General features: G+C 71.4%; 12 protein-coding genes. 5 read left to right on the forward strand and 7 right to left on the reverse strand.

Annotation, left to right across the window (positions count from 1 at the left end; translation table 11 throughout):
• Window positions 1-36 precede the first annotated feature (36 nt).
• A complete protein-coding gene (locus GA0070623_RS09060; RefSeq protein WP_407937994.1) occupies window positions 37-1,455 on the forward strand; it encodes an acyl-CoA synthetase in 1,419 nt (472 codons plus the stop codon).
• 4 nt (window positions 1,456-1,459) lie between these two features.
• Here the strand turns inward: GA0070623_RS09060 and GA0070623_RS09065 are convergent, their stop codons facing one another.
• Genes GA0070623_RS09065 through GA0070623_RS09080 form a run of 4 tightly spaced genes read right to left on the reverse strand, consistent with a single transcriptional unit; the run spans window position 1,460 to window position 5,917 of the window.
• Window positions 1,460-2,299, reverse strand: a complete 840-nt coding sequence (locus GA0070623_RS09065) for a metallophosphoesterase family protein (RefSeq protein ID WP_067311715.1) — start codon at window positions 2,297-2,299, stop codon at window positions 1,460-1,462.
• A 48-nt stretch (window positions 2,300-2,347) separates the two neighbouring features.
• Window positions 2,348-2,986 carry a 4'-phosphopantetheinyl transferase family protein gene (locus GA0070623_RS09070; protein ID WP_067311717.1) on the reverse strand — a complete coding sequence of 213 codons (639 nt, stop codon included), beginning with the start codon at window positions 2,984-2,986 and terminating at the stop codon, window positions 2,348-2,350.
• A complete protein-coding gene (locus GA0070623_RS09075; RefSeq protein ID WP_089003973.1) occupies window positions 2,983-4,023 on the reverse strand; it encodes a 2-oxoacid:ferredoxin oxidoreductase subunit beta in 1,041 nt (346 codons plus the stop codon). The genes GA0070623_RS09070 and GA0070623_RS09075 overlap by 4 nt, the downstream gene beginning before the upstream one ends.
• Window positions 4,016-5,917: a 2-oxoacid:acceptor oxidoreductase subunit alpha gene (locus tag GA0070623_RS09080; protein ID WP_089003974.1), complete on the reverse strand. Its 1,902-nt coding sequence runs from the start codon at window positions 5,915-5,917 to the stop codon at window positions 4,016-4,018. The genes GA0070623_RS09075 and GA0070623_RS09080 overlap by 8 nt, the downstream gene beginning before the upstream one ends.
• Window positions 5,918-6,306: 389 nt before the next feature.
• On the opposite strand from GA0070623_RS09080, the gene GA0070623_RS09085 reads away from it, so the two are divergent.
• The 3 genes from GA0070623_RS09085 to GA0070623_RS09095 are packed head-to-tail and all read left to right on the forward strand — an operon-like array spanning window position 6,307 to window position 9,767.
• Window positions 6,307-7,818 (forward strand): serine/threonine-protein kinase, encoded by a 1,512-nt coding sequence (locus GA0070623_RS09085; RefSeq protein WP_067311842.1) that lies wholly within the window; start codon window positions 6,307-6,309, stop codon window positions 7,816-7,818.
• An 18-nt stretch (window positions 7,819-7,836) separates the two neighbouring features.
• Window positions 7,837-9,141, forward strand: a complete 1,305-nt coding sequence (locus GA0070623_RS09090) for a sensor histidine kinase (RefSeq protein WP_089003975.1) — start codon at window positions 7,837-7,839, stop codon at window positions 9,139-9,141.
• Window positions 9,105-9,767, forward strand: coding sequence for a response regulator (locus tag GA0070623_RS09095; RefSeq protein WP_067311849.1), 663 nt, complete (start codon window positions 9,105-9,107; stop codon window positions 9,765-9,767). Before GA0070623_RS09090 ends, GA0070623_RS09095 begins: the two co-directional genes overlap by 37 nt.
• 126 nt (window positions 9,768-9,893) lie before the next feature.
• Here GA0070623_RS09095 and GA0070623_RS09100 read toward each other — a convergent pair whose 3' ends face one another.
• The 3 genes from GA0070623_RS09100 to GA0070623_RS09110 all read right to left on the reverse strand — a co-directional run bounded on the left by GA0070623_RS09100 (window position 9,894) and on the right by GA0070623_RS09110 (window position 16,246).
• A complete protein-coding gene (locus tag GA0070623_RS09100; RefSeq protein WP_067311853.1) occupies window positions 9,894-12,458 on the reverse strand; it encodes an FtsX-like permease family protein in 2,565 nt (854 codons plus the stop codon).
• Window positions 12,458-13,267, reverse strand: a complete 810-nt coding sequence (locus GA0070623_RS09105) for an ABC transporter ATP-binding protein (protein WP_067311856.1) — start codon at window positions 13,265-13,267, stop codon at window positions 12,458-12,460. Before GA0070623_RS09105 ends, GA0070623_RS09100 begins: the two co-directional genes overlap by 1 nt.
• 147 nt (window positions 13,268-13,414) lie before the next feature.
• Window positions 13,415-16,246, reverse strand: a complete 2,832-nt coding sequence (locus tag GA0070623_RS09110; RefSeq protein WP_067311860.1) for a helix-turn-helix transcriptional regulator — start codon at window positions 16,244-16,246, stop codon at window positions 13,415-13,417.
• Window positions 16,247-17,078: 832 nt separating this feature from the next.
• Between GA0070623_RS09110 and GA0070623_RS09115 the strand changes: the two genes are divergently transcribed.
• Window positions 17,079-17,336, forward strand: a complete 258-nt coding sequence (locus tag GA0070623_RS09115; RefSeq protein ID WP_067311864.1) for a DUF5988 family protein — start codon at window positions 17,079-17,081, stop codon at window positions 17,334-17,336.
• The last annotated feature ends 16 nt before the right edge of the window (window positions 17,337-17,352 follow it).

Here is a 17,352-nt window from a genome sequence, read left to right on the forward strand (position 1 = left end):
GGACCGGGAGGCGTGGACGTGTCACTGCTGGCCGCGATGTCGTCGTCGATGGACGAGCGCCCCGACCGGATCCGGATCGGCGACCGGTCGGCCTCCCCGCCCCGGCTGCGGGAGTGGGCCGCCGCGGTCGCCGACGACCTGCACGGCACGGACCGGGTCGCGATCGAGACCACCCCCACGATGGAGACCGTGGTCGGCGTGGTGGGCGCGCTGCTGGCCGGTACGGCGGTGGTGCCGGTGCCGCCGGACGCGGGCCCCCGCGAGCGGGAGCACATCCTGCGCGACTCGGGGGCGCGGGCACTGCTCGTGCCGGCGGGCGCGGGCACGGCGGGTACGACCCGGGGCGGCGGCCCGGCGGCGGACGGTTCCGGGCTGCCGGTCGTACCGGTCGACCTGCGGCGGACCTCGGCGACCAGGCATCCGGAGCCCGGGCCGGAGCGGACCGCCCTGATCCTCTACACCAGCGGGACCACCGGCGCCCCGAAGGGGGCGCTGCTCTCCCGGGGAGCGATCGCCACCTGCCTGGACGGGCTGGCCGAGGCCTGGCGGTGGACACCGGACGATCTGCTGGTGCACGGGTTGCCGCTGTTCCACGTGCACGGGCTGGTGCTCGGTGTGCTCGGTCCGCTGCGGATCGGCAGCCGCCTGCACCACGTGGGTCGGCCGCAGCCGGAGCGGTACGCGGCGGCCGGCGGGACGCTGTACTTCGGCGTACCGACGATCTGGTCCCGGATCGCCGCCACCCCGACCGCCGCGCGGGCGCTGCGGTCGGCCCGGCTGCTGGTGTCGGGCAGCGCGGCGCTGCCCACCGCGGTCTTCGACGGCCTGGCCGCGCTGACCGGGCACCGGATGGTCGAGCGGTACGGCATGACGGAGACCCTGATCACGGTGAGCGCCCGCGCGGACGGCCCACGCCGGCCGGGTGCCGTCGGGCTTGCCCTGCCCGGGGTCCGCACCCGGATCGTCGACGAGCAGGGCCGGGACCTGCCGGCCGACGGGACCGCCATGGGTGAGCTGCTGGTCGCCGGTCCGACCCTCTTCGACGGCTACCTGAACCGGCCGGACGCCGACGCGGCGAGCCGCAGCGCCGATGGCTGGTTCCGGACCGGTGACGTCGCCACCATCGGCCCGGACGGATGGCACCGGATCGTCGGGCGGGCGAGCACCGACCTGATCAAGAGCGGCGGCTACCGGATCGGGGCGGGTGAGGTCGAGGAGGCGTTGCTGGCCCACCCGGCGGTACGCGAGGCGGCGGTGGTGGGCCTGCCGCACCCGGACCTGGGGCAGCAGGTCACCGCGTTCGTGGTCGCCGACGGGGTGACCGGTGCCGAGCTGGTGGACTTCGTCGCCCGGCAGCTGTCGGTGCACAAGCGCCCCCGGGTGGTCCGGTTGGTCGACGCGCTGCCCCGTAACGCCCTGGGCAAGGTGCAGAAGAAGCGCCTCGTCGAGGGGTGACGGATCAGACCTGGGCGGGTGCGGGCAGCACCGGGCGCAGCCACGAGTCGAGGCGGGTCCGGTGCCGCCACTCCCGGGGGTAGCCGACGGAGACCTCCTCGAACCGGACCCCGTCGTGCCAGGTGACCCGGGGGATGTGCAGGTGGCCGTAGATCACCGTGCGGGCGTGGAAGCGGCGATGCCAGTCGGCGGTGAGTTCGGTCCCGCACCACTGGGCGAACTCGGGATAGCGCAGGATGTCGGTGGGCATCCGCACCAGCGGGTAGTGGTTGACCAGGACCTTCGGCACCGCCGGGTCGCAGTCGGCGAGCCGGGCCTCGGTGCGGGTCACCCGCGCCCGGCACCAGGCGTCCCGGCTCGGGTACGGGTCGGGGTGCAGGAAGACCTCGTCGGCGCAGACCACCCCGGCGGCGTGGGCGCGGGCCAGGGCCTGCTCCTTGCTGGTCACGCCCGGCTCGCGGAACGAGTAGTCGTAGCCGACGAACAGTGGCGCCACCAGCAGCGGGCCACCGGCCCCGGTCCAGACCGGGTAGTCGTCCTCGGGGGTGCTCACGCCCAGCTCCCGGCACTGCCGCACGATGGCCTGGTAGCGGGCCTCGCCGCGCAGCCGGACGGGATCCTGCGAGTGGGTCCACAGCTCGTGGTTGCCGGGCGCCCAGATGACCTTGGCGAACCGTTCGCTGAGCAGCTTCAGCGCCCAGGTGACGTCGGCGAAGAGTTCGGCGACGTCACCGGCGACGATCAGCCAGTCGCCGGCCGCGGCGGGCCGCAGGCTCTCCACGATCTTCCGGTTCTCCGGGTACGCCACGTGCAGGTCGCTGACCGCGTAGATGCCGGCGTTCATGTGTGGTCCCCTCGTTCAGCCAGGTCGGTTGCCGGGTCCTGGGGTGGCTCAGTTCGGTACGGCGACGACGGCCAGGGTCAGGCCGGCGTCGTGCAGGTAGCAGCCTCCGAAGTCCCGACCGCGACCGGGGACGAGGACGCGGGCGGTGAAGGTGCGGTCGGCCGGGTGGAGGGTGATCCGGGCCTCGTCGAAGCCGAGGAAGACCCCGGTCACCGGGAACCACGCCTTGTAGAGGGCCTCCTTGGCGCTGAACAGCAGCCGGTCCCAGTGCGGGCCGGGGGCGTCGGCGGTCAGCCGGCGCACCATGGCCCGCTCGTCGGGCAGGGCGATGGCGTCGAGCACGCCGTCGGGCAGCGGGGCGTCGGGTTCGGCGTCGATGCCGATGGTCTCGACGTCGTCCCGGCGGGCGACCACGGCAGCCCGGTAGCCGTCGCAGTGGGTGAGGCTGCCGACCACGCCGGCCGGCCAGACGGGCGCGCCCCGGTCCCCGGTGAGCACCGGGGCGGGCGGCTGACCGAGGGCGCGCAGGGCCCGGTGGGCACAGGTGCGGGCGGTGGTGAACTCGCGTCGCCGCTTCTCGACGGCGCGGGCCACCAGGGCCGCCTCCTCGGGGTGCAGCGGTTCGGTGTCGGTGTCGTCGAACGCCTCGACGGCGACGGCGCCGGTCGGCACGAGCTGCTCGATCATGCCTCGGCCAGCGGTCGGATCGTCCAGGTGTCGCCGGTGTGGAGGAGGTTGGTGAGTTGTTGTTCGGGGGTGTGGGTGGTGGTGTTTGTGGCGGTGGTGATTTGTTGTTGGACGGTGGTGTCGTAGGTGGGGCGGGTGGTTTGTCGGAGGATGCCGATGGGGGTGTGGTGTTCGGGGAGGCGGGTGAGGGCGTAGGCGTAGGTGGGGTCGGTGATGGTGGTGTCGTGGGTGATGATGTCGTGGGGTGGGGTGGTGGTGGTGTTGCTGGTGTGGAGGCCGAGTCCGTGGGGTGGGCGGGTGAGGCAGTGTTGGTTGTCGGGGCCGAAGGTGATGGGTTTGCCGTGTTCGAGGCGGATGAGGTGGTTGTCGCGGGTGTCGGGGTTTTTGAGGGGTTCGAAGGCGCCGTCGTTGAAGATGTTGCAGTTTTGGTAGATCTCGACGAAGGCGGTGCCGTGGTGTTGGGCGGCGGCGCGCAGGACGGTTTGGAGGTGTTTGCGGTCGGAGTCGATGGTGCGGGCGATGAAGGTGGCTTCGGCTCCGAGGGCGAGGGAGAGGGGGTTGAAGGGGGCGTCGGCGCTGCCGGTGGGGGTGGATTTGGTGATTTTGCCGGTTTCGCTGGTGGGGGAGTATTGGCCTTTGGTGAGGCCGTAGATGCGGTTGTTGAAGAGCAGGATTTTGAGGTTGATGTTGCGGCGGAGGGCGTGGATGAGGTGGTTGCCGCCGATGGACAGGGCGTCGCCGTCGCCGGTGACGACCCAGATGGACAGGTCGGGGCGGGTGACGGCGAGGCCGGTGGCGATGGCGGGGGCGCGGCCGTGGATGGAGTGCATCCCGTAGGTGTTCATGTAGTAGGGGAAGCGGGATGAGCAGCCGATGCCGGAGATGAAGACGGTGTTTTCGCGGGGGATGTTGAGTTCGGGCATGAATTGTTGGACGGCGGCGAGGATGGCGTAGTCGCCGCAGCCGGGGCACCAGCGGACTTCTTGGTCGGATTTGAAGTCTTTGGTGGTGAGTTTGATCGGGGTGGGTTCAGGCATTTTTGCAGACCTCTTCCAGGATCGTCTCCAGTTCGGCGGCGGTGAAGGGTAGGCCGCGGACCTGGTTGTAGGCGATCGCGTCGATCAGGTAGCGGGCGCGGATGACCTGGGCGAGTTGGCCGAGGTTCATCTCGGGGATGACGACCCGGTCGTAGGTGGTGAGGATGTCGCCGAGGTTGGCGGGCAGGGGGTTGAGGTGACGCAGGTGGGCCTGGGCGATGGGTAGGCCGCGGTGGCGTAGGCCTCGGCAGGCGGCGCCGATGGGTCCGTAGGTGGATCCCCAGCCGAGGACGAGGACGCGGGCGGTGCCGTCGGGGTCGTCGACGTCGATGTCGTCGACGTCGATGGCGTCGATGCGGGCGGCGCGGGTGCGGACCATGAAGTCGTGGTTGGCGGGGTCGTAGGAGATGTCGCCGGTCTTGTCGGCTTTCTCCAGGCCGCCGATGCGGTGTTCGAGTCCGGGGGTGCCGGGGACGGCCCAGGGGCGGGCCAGGGTGTCGGGGTCACGCAGGTAGGGCAGGAACGTGGTGCCGTCGTCGTGGTTGGGTGTGGTGGCGAAGTCGACGTGCAGGTCGGGGAGATCGGCGACGTCGGGTAGGAGCCAGGGTTCGGAGCCGTTGGCGACGTAGTTGTCCGACAGCAGGATCACCGGGGTGCGGTAGGTCACGGCGATCCGGGCGGCTTCCAGAGCGGCGTGGAAACAGTCCGAGGGGGACTTCGCGGCGATGACCGCCAGGGGGGCTTCCCCGTGGCGGCCGTGCAGGGCGATGTTCAGGTCGGCCTGTTCGGTTTTCGTGGGCAGCCCGGTCGACGGGCCGGCGCGTTGCACGTCCACGATGACCAACGGTAGTTCCAGGGCCACGGCCAGGGAGATCGTCTCGGACTTCAACGCCACCCCGGGGCCGCTGGTCGTGGTGACCCCGAGGGCACCGCCGTAGGAGGCGCCCAGGGCGGCGCCGACCGCGGCGATCTCGTCTTCGGCCTGCATGGTGACCACACCGAGGCTCTTGTGTTTCGACAACTCGTGCAGGATGTCCGACGCCGGGGTGATCGGGTACGCGCCGAGGAACACCGGCAGCCCCGACCGGACCCCCGCCGCGACCAGGCCCAACGACAGCGCGGCGTTACCGGTGATGTTGCGGTACGTCCCCGGCCGCATCGCCGCGGGTTTCACCTCGTAACGCACCGCGAACGAGTCGGTGGTCTCCCCGTAGTTCCAGCCCGCCCGAAACGCCGCGATGTTCGCCGCGACGAGATCCGGACGCTTGACGAACTTCCGCTCCAGGAACCGCAACGTCGACTCGTACGGCCGGGAGTACATCCACGACAACAACCCGAGCGCGAACATGTTCTTCGCCCGTTCCGCGTCTTTCTTCCCCACGTTCAACTCTGCCAGGGCACCCACCGTCATCGACGTCAACGCCACCGGATGCACCACGAACCCCGCCAGGGAGTCATCCTCCAGAGGACTGACCGCATACCCGACCTTGGTCAGGTTCCGCTTCGTGAACTCATCGGTGTTCACGATGATGTCCGCACCCCGACGCAGATCCGCCAGGTTCGCCTTCAACGCCGCCGGGTTCATCGCGACCAACACGTTCGGCGCGTCACCCGGCGTCAAAATGTCGTAATCAGCGAAATGAACCTGGAAACTCGACACCCCCGGCAACGTCCCCGCAGGCGCCCGGATCTCCGCCGGGAAATTCGGCAACGTCGAAATATCATTACCCAACTGCGCCGTCTCCGAGGTGAACCTGTCCCCCGTCAACTGCATCCCATCACCCGAGTCACCCGCAAAACGGATCACCACCCGGTCCAACTGACGGATCTGCTTGGTGGTGGGCACGGCGTCGCCGGCCGGCTGCCCGTCGTCGTACCATGCCGTAGTGCTCATGGGCGATCACGTCCCTCTCTCCTGCGCGGCGCGCACCACGACGGCACGGCGCCCCGACGCGACGGGACCGGCGCCCGGCCGGCGGGCGGCACCCCCGTCGGTCGTCGCGCCCTCGGTGCCCGGCGTCCGGACGCCCGTACCCCCGGGGTCGGCGACCCCGTCGTCAGCCGGCGGGGCCGCCGACCGCGGCACGCGCCGGTGAGCGCGTGCGACCACACGTTAGGTTCCGCCTCCGGCGGTGCCAACCCTCAGCACGGTAGTTCCACCCCCAGCGGTGCCAACCCTTAGCGGCCCCCTACCCGGCACCGTCGCGCGACGCCGGCCGGGTGCGTCCATCGGGGACGGCTGAGGGGGCGCGGGCCTCGATCCGGCATGGGACACTCGTCTACGTGGGCGAGCTGACCAGCGGCGCAGTGGCCGAGCCGGGGTCACCGCTGCGCCCGGGGGATCCGGAACGGATCGGGCCCTACCGGCTGCGCCGCCTGCTCGGCGCGGGCGGCATGGGGGTGGTCTTCCTGGCCGAGTCGCCCGACGGGGGCCGGGTGGCGGTGAAGGTCGTCCACGACGAGTTGCGGCCCCGGCCGGAGTTCCGCCGACGGTTCGCCCGGGAGGTCACCGCCGCCGGTCGGGTGGCCGACTTCTGCACCGCCCGGGTGCTCGACGCCGATCCGCAGGGGCCGGTCCCCTACCTCGTCACCGAGTACGTCACCGGGTCGTCCCTGCACGAGCACGTGGCCCGACACGGCTCGCTCTCCGGCCCCCAGGCCGAGGCGTTGGCGGTCGGCGTGGCGGCCGGGCTCACCGCCATCCACGCCGCCGGGCTGGCCCACGGCGACCTGACCCCCGGCAACGTGCTGCTGTCCCCGTTCGGGCCGAAGGTCATCGACTTCGGGCTGGCCAGCCTGATCGAGGCGCTCGACCCGACCACCGGTCCGTCGTACGGCACCCCGGGCTGGCTGGCCCCGGAACGCCTCGCCGGTTCGCCGCCGGCCCAGCCCGCCGACGTCTACGCCTGGGGTGTCCTGGTCGGCTGGGCCGCCACCGGTCGACTGCCGGTCGACCCCCGGGTCCATCCGCTCGGCGACCCCGAGCTGAGCGGGCTGCCCGCCGGCCTGGCGGCAGTGGTCGCGCGGGCGCTGCGCGCCGACCCCCGGCAGCGCCCCACCGCCCGGGAGGCGATGCTGACCCTGGTCGGCAGCGCCGACACGGCGAGCATCCGGTCGGCGATGGAGCCGGTGGCGACCACCGGGTCGCTCGACGCCACCCGGCGGTATCCCGTCGCCGGCCAGCCGGTCACCCGACCCGTCTCCGGGCCGCCGCGTCGACCGCCGCCGTCCTGGCCGGCGGTGCTGACCGGGGTGGTGGCGGTGGTGGCCGCCCTGGTCCTGGGCGGCGTCGTGCTGCGCCAGGGCGGACACCGGGACACCCCGCGCGCCGGCCCGAGCCCGTCCCCGCCGGCCGTCCCGAGCCCCACCCCGAGCCCGCCGCCCAGCCCCACCCCGAACCCGTCACCGGCCCGTGCCACCGGCCAGGACGGGTCGCTGGAGTTCACCGTCCGGGGGGTGCACTGCGGGCAACGCGAGATCGGCTTCTGGCCGCTGACCCAGCAGGCGGACGGGGTGTACTGCATGGTCGACGTCGACGTGGCCAACCGGGGCGACAAGGGCGCCATCGTCTGGCCGCTCAGCCAACGACTGGTCGACACGGACGGCCACGGTCACACACCGGACGCCCGCTCCCTGCTCTACTATCCGGACACCCAACGGTTGACGAAGAACATCAAGCCCGGCGCGACGGTCAGTGGATCCCTGGTCTACGACACGCCGGTCGGCACCGAGTTCCGTCAGCTCGTCGTCCACGACACACCGCTGAGTGCGGGCACCACCATCGATCTACCGTGACCGGGAGAGCCGGAGAACATGGACGTCGCCGTCGCCATCGGACTCACCGGGCGGGCACTGACCCGTGCCCTGTCCGCCACCGGACGGGGCGTGGTGCTCGTCACCACCGCCGCGCTCAGCCTGGCCCTCTTCATCACCACCGCCCTCGCCACGGCGTTCATCCTGCTCGGCGTCGGGGTGTTGCTGCTGCCGCTGGTCACCCCGCTGGTCCGCCGGCTGACCGGGCTGTGCCGGAGGGTCGCCGCCCGCAGCGGGGTGCCGATCGCCTCCCCCTACCTGCCGCTGCCGCCGCTCGAGGAGGGGATGTTCGGCTGGGTACAGCGCTGCCGGGCCATCCTCACCGATCCGGCGACCTGGCGCGACCTGCTGTTCCTGCTGCTCAACACGCTGGTCGGGTTCGCGCTGGGGCTGCTGCCGCTCACCCTGCTGGTCTACTCGGTGGAGGGGCTGGTGCTCTCCACCGGGTTCTGGATGCTGATGCGCGAGTCCGGGGTGCACTTCTGGTACGGCTTCACCGCGCTGGACTCCTGGCCGCACGCGGCGCTCGGCGCGCTGGTCAGCCTCGCGGTGTTCGGGATCTGGGCGGCCACCGCCCCGCACGTGCTCGCCGGGCACGCGCATTTCGCCAGGTCGCTCCTCGGGCCGAGTGAGCGGTCGGTGATCGCCTCCCGGATGCGGCACCTCTCCGAGACCCGCTCGGACGTGATCAACATCCAGGCCACCGAGCTGCGCCGGATCGAGCGGGACCTGCACGACGGCGCGCAGGCGCGGCTGGTCGCGATCGGCATGAAGCTCGGCGCGGCCAGCCGGCAGCTGCGCACCAATCCGGACGCGGCGGAGACCCTGCTGGTCGACGCGCGCACCGCCACCGCCACCGCGCTGGAGGAGCTGCGCTGCCTGATCCGGGGCATCCATCCACCGGTGCTCGCCGAGCGGGGCCTGGAGGACGCCATCCGGGCCATCGCGCTGGAGAGCCCGATCGAGGTCGAGGTCACCACCGACGTGCCCGGCCGGATGGCCGCCCCGACCGAGTCCGCCGTCTACTTCGCCCTCTCCGAACTGTTGAACAACGTGGTCAAGCACGCCAACGCCGACCGGGCCAGCATCGACCTGCGGCACACCGACGGGCTGCTACGGGCGGTGGTGATCGACAACGGTCAGGGCGGTGCGGACGCCTCGCGCGGCACCGGTCTCCGGGGCATCGAACGACGCTGTGCTACGTTCGACGGGACGCTCGTCCTCAGTAGTCCCGAAGGTGGGCCGACCGTCGCGATCCTGGAGCTGCCGTGCGCGTTGTTCTCGCCGAGGACCTCTTCCTTCTGAGACAGGGAATGGTCCAGCTCCTCGAATCCTACGACTTCGAGATCGTCGCGGCGGTCGACAACGGCCCGGCACTGCTCGACGCTCTGGTGACGCTGCGCCCGGAGGTCGCGGTGGTCGACGTGCGGCTCCCCCCGACGTTCACCGACGAGGGCCTCCAGGCTGCCCTGGAGGCTCGTCGCCGGGTGCCCGGCCTGCCCATCCTGGTGCTCTCCCAGCACGTCGAGCAGCTGTACGCCAAGGAGCTGCTCGCCGACGCCAGCGGCGGCATCGGTTACCTGCTGAAGGACCGGGTGCTCAACAGCGACCAGTTCGTCGACGCCATCCGGCGGGTCGCCGACGGGGGCACCGCGATGGACCCGCAGGTGATCTCGCAGCTCCTGGCCGGCAGGTCCCGCCGGGAGCCACTGTCCACCCTCACCCCCCGCGAGCGGGAGGTGCTGAAGTTGATGGCCGAGGGATGTTCGAATACGGCCATCGCGCAGCGCCTCATCGTCAGCCAGGGGGCGGTCGCCAAGTACACGACCAGCATCTTCACCAAGCTCGACCTCACACCGGCGGACGACAGCAACCGTCGGGTGCTGGCCGTGCTGGCCTACCTCAACGGCACCCGCGCCGACGTCTCCTGACGTCCACCACGCCACCGCGGCACGCCGCCCCGACACCACGTGCACGCGCAGCGCGCACCGACACCACGTGCACGCGCAGCGCCCCCGGCCGGTCGACCGGGGGCGCTGCGCGTGGTGCCTCCCGTGCTAGTCGACGGCGACCGCCGCCTCCGCCGGCCGGGAGAACATCGCCCGACGTCCCGGCAGCAGGGTGGCGGCGAAGGTGAGCGCCGCCGCACCGGCCACCACGGCGATGTAGATGAAGATCGACCCGGAGGGGACGGGCCGACCCAGCACCACGGCGCTGAACGGCAGCAGAGTGACGACGGAGGCGATGGTGCCGAGGATGACCCCGATGATGGTGATCATGCCGGCCTCGACCCCGAGCATCTGCAGAGCCTGTTGCCGGGTCGCCCCGATGAGCCGTTGCATGCCCAGCTCCCGGCGGCGACCGGCGGTCGCCACGATCAGGGTGTTCGCCACCGAGATCATGGTGTAGCCGGCGACCAGCGCGACGAGCAGGTAGTTGACCCAGGCCAGGGTCTTGGTCCGCTCGGCGAACGTGGTGATCGCGTCATGGTCCTCGATCAGGGTGCCGGGCTGGCCGGCGAGCTTCTGCCGCACGCTGGCCGCGAGCGCGTCCCGGTCGGTGCCGGGCGCGGCGGTGACCAGGATCTGACGGGCCAGCCCGGTGGTGCTGTGGGCGGCGAGCAGCTCGGCCGGCAGCATGATCGTCTCGAACCCCTCCTTGGCCGGGTAGAGCGCGACCACCCGCAGGTCCACCGCCGACCGGTCCCCGAGCCGCAGGGTGATCTGGTCGCCGACACCCACGCTGAGGTTCTTCCCGGCGACCTCGGGCAGCGCCACCGTGGCACCGGTGAGGTCGGCCAGGTTGCCGGCGGTCGTCCGCACCCCGGTGATGTCGGCGGCGCTGGCCCCGTTCACCCCCTGGAGGGGCCACGGCGACTCCACGTGCGACCCGTCGTACGGCTTGTTGATCCAGCCGGCGCTGGTGACGTACGCGGACACCGCCTGCACGCCCGGCGCGGAGCGGAGCGTCTCGACCGTGTCGGCGGGGAACCCGCCGGTGGTCGAGCTGAGCACCACGTCGGCGCGGAGGTTGTCGGAGTAGTAGCGCTCGGCGGCCTCGTTCTGCGTGGTCTGCAGGTAGAAGTTGGCCAGGGCCAGACCCACCGCCAGCATGATCGGGGTGACCGCGGAGGCCACCCGGACCGCGCGGACCCGCACGTTGATCGTGCCGAGGTAACCGGCCAGCCCGAAGAACGCCCGCGCCGGCACGCTGAGGATGGCGGCCAGCAGCCGGGTCAGCCCCGGGCTGATCAACGCGATGGCGATCGCCCAGCACATCACCGCCGGACCGGCGGTCGCCGAGGCCACCGCCCCGCGCATCGCGATCGCCGTCACCAGCAGCAGGGCGAACCCGCCGCCGAAGAAGAGGATGGCGAACACGACCCGGGGCCAGCTCACCCATTTGCGTTGCAGGGCGGCCTCGGCGATACCGGCCGTGGGCCGGGTCTTGGCCGGACGCCGACCGGCGACGTTGGCCGCCATCAGCGCGGCGAAGATCCCGACGACCGGACCGATGAGGTACGGCAGGAAACCCTGGTGGAACTCGACCACCGGCGAGATCACCCCGGCCTCCCCGACGATGTGGTAGAGCAGTGGCCCCAGCACCACACCGGGAACGACGCCGAGGATCGCCGCACCGACCGCGACCACCAGGGCCTCGCGGCGCACCATCTTGCGGATCTGCCGGGGCGTCGCACCGATGGAGCGCAGCAGCGCGATCTCCTTCTGCCGCTGCTGCACCGACAGGCCGAGGGTGCTGGCGACCACGAAGATCGCCACGAAGACCGTCATGCCGGCGAAGACACCGGAGAGCGGGATGAGCTGGGCCTGCCCACCGACCGCCTCGGGGAACTCGGCCGTTCCCCGGTCGTCGCCGGTCAGCACGACCAGCTTGCGGTCGGCGAGGGTGCGCTCGATCCGGCCGCGCAGGGCGTCCAGGTCGGTGCCGGGCTTGGCCATCACGCCGATCGCGTCGGCGCTGCCGGTGTGTGGGTTGAGCCGCCGCTCGTCGTCGCCGGAGAAGAACAGCGCCGTCTGGTCCACCTCACCCGGGGGCGTGGCTATCCCGCTGACCTGGAAGGAGGAGGTGACCCCGCCGGCCACCACGTCGACCCGGTCACCGACCTTGGCGCCGGCCAGCCGGGCCACCGCCCGGTCCAGCACGACCTGGCCCGACTGGGTGGGCGGCTGCCCGTCGAGCCGGTACGGCCCGAGCTGGGCCGAATCCCAGCCGTGGCCCAGGGACTGGGTACCGACGATCACCGGAGCGCCGTCCCGGACGACAGTGGCGGCGAAGGACGCCTCCGCGACCGCCCGTTCGACCCCGGGCACCTCCTGGATCCTGCTCACCAGGCCCGGGTCGATCCAGTACCGCTCGGCCAGCGGCACCGACTTGATGTCCTTGGTGTCCTGCGGGTCCTTCTTGGGCACCCCGTAGGTCTGCTTGCCGCTGACCACGACGTCGGCCGCCGCCAGGCGCTGCGGCGGGACGGCCAGCCGGATGCCCGTCTCCATCAACCCGCCACAGGCGACGATCAGCGCCACGCCGAAGAAGACCGCGACGAACGTCGCGATGAAGGCGAGCTTGCGGTAGCGCAGGGTGCGCCACGCGAGGTACGTCATCAGAAGCCACCCCTGCCGGTGGCCTGCGGAGCCCGGTTCTGCTGCCAGGCGGTCAGGTGGGTCATCCGCTCGGCCACCACGTCGGCGGTCGGGGCCTCCAGTTCGCCGATGAACTGGCCGTCGGCGAGGAACAGCACCCGGTGCGCGGCGGCGGCGGCCACCGGGTCGTGGGTCACCATGATGATCGTCTGGCCGCCGCTGGAGACCGTCTCGCGGAGCAGTTGCAGCACCTCGATGGTGGTCTGGGTGTCCAGCGCGCCGGTCGGCTCGTCGGCGAAGATGACCGCCGGCCGCATGATCAGCGCCCGGGCGATCGCGACCCGCTGCTGCTGACCACCGGAGAGCTCGCTCGGCAGGTGCTTGCGCCGCTCGGCCAGCCCCACCCGGCCCAGCACCTCCAGCACGGAGTGGCGGTCGGGCCGGCGGCCGGAGAGCCGGTAGGGCAGGCCGACGTTCTGCTCGACGTTGAGCGCCGACATCAGGTTGAACGCCTGGAAGATGAAGCCCACCCGCTCGCGGCGCAGGATGGTGAGCTGGTTCTCGTTCATGCCGCTGAGTTCCTTGCCGTCCAGCACCACCGAGCCGGACGAGGGCACGTCGAGCCCTGCCGCGCAGTGCAGGAAGGTGCTCTTACCGGAGCCGGACGGCCCCATCACCGCGGTGAAGCTGCCCCGCGGAAAGCTCATCGTCACGCCACGCAGCGCGTCCACCCGGTTCTCGCCACGCCCGTACGTCTTGCGGACGTCCCCCAGACGGACCGCGTCGACGGAACCGCTCATGGCCATCCGACCGTCTTTATTTCTGTTCACCCCATGCTCCCCGCAGAAGAACGTCGCCAACTGGCGGTGGTTATGTGTTCACCGTATGGACCGGTCGGTCGCCGCTCTATGGAGCTAATGACCCGACCGGGTAGGCCTAGGCCCACGTCCCGGGGTCGGGTTCCCCGCCCCGGCGGCTCAGCTCGCCTGGACCGCCGTGGACTCCCACTGCGGCCAGGAGCGCTCAGCCCCGCTCGGGGCCACCGCCAGCAGTCCGGACCCGGTGGCGTCCATCGGGAGCCCGAGCGACAGCTCGGTGCGCCGCCGGACGTTCAGCTTCCGGTAGACCCGGGTGAGATGCTGCTCGACGGTGCTCACCGTGATGTACAGCTTCTTGCCGATCTCCCGGTTGGTGTGACCGAGCGCCGCCAGCGTGGCGACCCGCTGCTCGGCGTCGCTGAGCCGGGACAGCTCCTCGTGCTCCGGCGCGGCGTCCGCCTCGTCGCCGCCGACCGGGTCGTTGCCGGGCAGCAGCCGGCGGCACAGCGCCTGCGCCTGGATGTCCTTGGCCAGCTGCGTCGCGCTGCGGGCCACCACCCGCGAGGTGTTGAACTCCCCTCGCCCGTAGTGCGCGCTGCTGAGCGCGGCGAGGGCGAGGAAGAGCTGGAAACGGTCGCCGGCCTCCTGGAGCAGGTTGGCCGCCTGGCGCAGGGTCTCCACCCGTTGCTTGACGTCGAGGGCCGACCCGAGCAACCGCAGCGAGATGCCCCTGGTCCGGGCGTTCGCCGCACCGGGCCGGGCGAGCTGCTCGGTCACCATGCCCCGGGCCCGGTCGGGGCGGCCCGAACGCAGGTAGACCTGGGCCAGGTCGCCGCGCCAGGGCAGCAGGGTGGGCAGGTCCAGCCCCCACCGGGTGGCCAGCTGCCCGCAGGTCTCGAAGTCGGCCAGGGCGGCGTGCACCCGTCCGCCGGCGAGGTGCAGGTGACCCCGGGCACGCAGGTACAGCGGCCAGAACCAGGTGTCCCGGATGGCGTCCGGGATGACGTGCTTGAGCTGTGCCTCGGCCTCGTCCAGCTTGTCCATGCCGATCTTGGCAAGCAGCAGGTTGGACAGCGGCGAACCGATCGCGACACCCCAGTTGTGCGGTGACAGCGCGTCCAGCGCCTCGCGGGCGAACCGCTCGCTGAGCGGCAGGTCGCCCTGCCGGAGCGCGATGTGCGACCGGACGTCGGAGAGAATGGCGTGCCAGGTGGTGGCGCCCCGCGCCCCGGCCTCGGCGCCGAGGACGTCACACCAGTGCACCGCCCGGTCCATCCGGTCGGCGTAGACCAGCGTCTGCAACGCGCACAACGCCGACTCCAGCCCGACGTCGACCAGCAGGTGGCTGCCGAGCACCTGCTCGGCCCGGGCGATCACCTCGTCGGTGACCCCATCGGCGAGCACGGCGGTCAGCGACGGGGTGGCCGGCCCGAGGGAGCCGTCGGACCGGGTCGGGGTGGCGGTGGAGGGGAAGCCGGGGGCGGCGTCGAGCTCGGCGAAGGCGACCGGGAAGTGCAGCCGCAGCCATTCGGCACACCCGGCCAGCTCGGCGGTGGTGGCGGCGTCCAGCCGCTGCCGCTCGTCGCGTAGGTGCCGCAGCGTCTCCTGGGCGTCCTGGCGGTGACCGTGCCAGAGCTGGTAGCGCAGCAGCGCCACGGCGTGCCGCTCCGAGAGGTGCCCGGCCCGCAACGCGTCGCGCTGGGACTGGAGGTGCTGGCTCACCGCCGCCGGGTTGACCCGCCACTGGCAATCGGCCAGCATCGCGGTCAGTGCCGCCCGACGAGGGGCGTCGTCACACATCTCGTGGGCCAGCTTCAGCGACTCCATCGCGTCGTCGACCCGGTCCTCGGCGAGGGCGTGCGTCGCCGATTCCTGGAGCACGGTGATGGCCCAGGGCTCGGCGAGGCCACCCGCCGCGAGCAGGTGGTCGCCGATGGCCGAGGCCGGTGCGCCCTCGGCGTGCAGCAGCTCCGCCGCGCGGGCGTGCATCTCGGCCAGGGCGTCCGGGGCCAGGTCGTGCAGCACCGCGGTACGCGCCGCCGGGTGACGGAACCGGCCCCCGCGCAGCAGACCGGAGGTGGTCAGCGCGTCGAGCACCCACTGGACCCGGGCCGGCTTGCTGGCCAGCAGCCGGCCCAGCAGCACCGGGCTGGCCAGGTCGCCGAGCAGGGCCAACCCGTGGGCGATCTCCAGGATCGCCGGATCCCACCGCCGCAGGCAGGCCAGGACCGCCTGGCCGAACTGGTCACCGACGACCGGCTCGGTGCCGTCCACCGCGCCGGCGACGCGCCGGTCCTGGCCGAGCGCGTGCAGCAGCAGCGGGTTGCCGCCGCTGATCCGGTGGTACGCCGGGGCGAGCGCCGCGGCGGTGTCCCGATCGGTCCACCCGGCCAGCAGCTCGGCGACCCCCTCCTCGGACAGGGGGGACAGCTGGATGTTGCAGAAGCAGGCGTGCCGGGTGAGTTCGGCGCGGAACTCCGGGTTGAACGGCTGGGGTTGGGGCGACTCGGTGAGCACCACCAGGATCTGCGCCGCGGTGAGCCGGCGTTGCAGGTAGAGCAGGGTCTGCAGGGTGGTCTCGTCGGCGAACTCGACGTCGTCGACGAGCAGCACGAGCGGCCGGTTCCGGGCGATGTCGAGCAGCTCGGCGCACATTCCGCGGATCACGCCGATGTCGGCGGCCCCCTCCGCGGTGGTGGTCGCGGGGTCGACGAACGCGCCGACGCGCCGCAGCGTCTCGGCCGGCAGCGGCACGCTGTGGAAGAGCTGCCCCATCACCGCGGCGGGCAGCAGCCGCTCCGCCCGCGAGCAGGCGGCGCTCAGCACCAGCCCACCGTCCGCCTCGACGTGCTCGGCGAAGGCCCGCAGCAGCTCGGTCTTACCCGTGGCGCCGGGGCCGCTGACCAGTGCGACCCGCCCCCGGCCTGTGGCGCTTCCGGAGTAAAGGCCCCGCAAGATGTCAAGCTCGCGGCTTCTCTCCACGAATTCCACCGGTCTCCCCCCAGGTCAGCGACGACGCATCGAACGGGGTGCTGTCGCCTGGCGGGACAGGCGCCCGACGCAACCGATCGGCTCGATGCCACGCGGTCCGTCGAGGCCCAACCGACCGCTGCCCACGTCAGCCCGCAAAGCGGGCCTTTCAATGAGGATGGTCAATTGAATGATGACTTTGGCCGCGCCTCGACGGCGGACACAGCATACATAGACACCCGTACAAGACGGTAGTGGGGTAGCGATACTTCGTCACCGATATTACGTAGCGGGGTGGCGTTTTGTCGGTTCTCGGTGCCAGCCATCAAATTACCAATCAGTAACGGCCACCTGATCCAGAAATCACCCCCGCCCTCCCACCTGCACAAACGACCGCAAGATCCATCCCACCGCAGGCCGCTGACCTGGAAAAGGACGCCCTCCCCGGCTCCACACCGGAGATTTTATGTCAATTCCTCTCTGATCACCATCCATCATAACGGCATCCACACACCACCACCGAAGGGAACAGAATTAATAAATCGGGCAAATTACTCTTGAGGAAAAATTGAGTTTCGAGTCCGCGACGGCACCATTACAGACACAATTCAAAGGCCACCGCAATCCTGTCGCCTCCCCGACATCGGCGACCGGCATCGCAAATGCGAAGGGCCAGGCCGGGAAAGTGGCCGCAGGTTGACCGGCCACTGAAATCTGGTTGCCCACCGGCTAGTTAGGGGTCGCTTCCGGGTATACGCCGAACCCGCCGGCCGCCAGGCTGGAACCATCCGAGGGCAGTGACGCACAACACGATTTTCCGGAAGCGTGTCCGCCCCCAGCCGAGGAGGAAAGCGTGGATGATCTCGCACCGGTGAGCGGCGCGCGGCGGTTCGGCGACGGCCACGTCGACGTGGTGCTCGAAGGCGGACCGGTCGGTCTGCCGGCCGTCGACCGGGCCCGCAGCGCGCTGGCCGGCACCGGCCGCATCAAGGTGCCCTACCTCGGCGGATACGAACACTTCGAACGCCGCGGCGACCACGACGGCCGCGCCGACGACGCGTCCCGGGTGGTGGTCTTCCACTGGACCATGCGGACGAAGATCGCCGAATGACGGCACGGCGGAGCGG

It is taken from the genome of Micromonospora rifamycinica, assembly GCF_900090265.1.
Taxonomy (GTDB): Bacteria; Actinomycetota; Actinomycetes; order Mycobacteriales; family Micromonosporaceae; genus Micromonospora; species Micromonospora rifamycinica.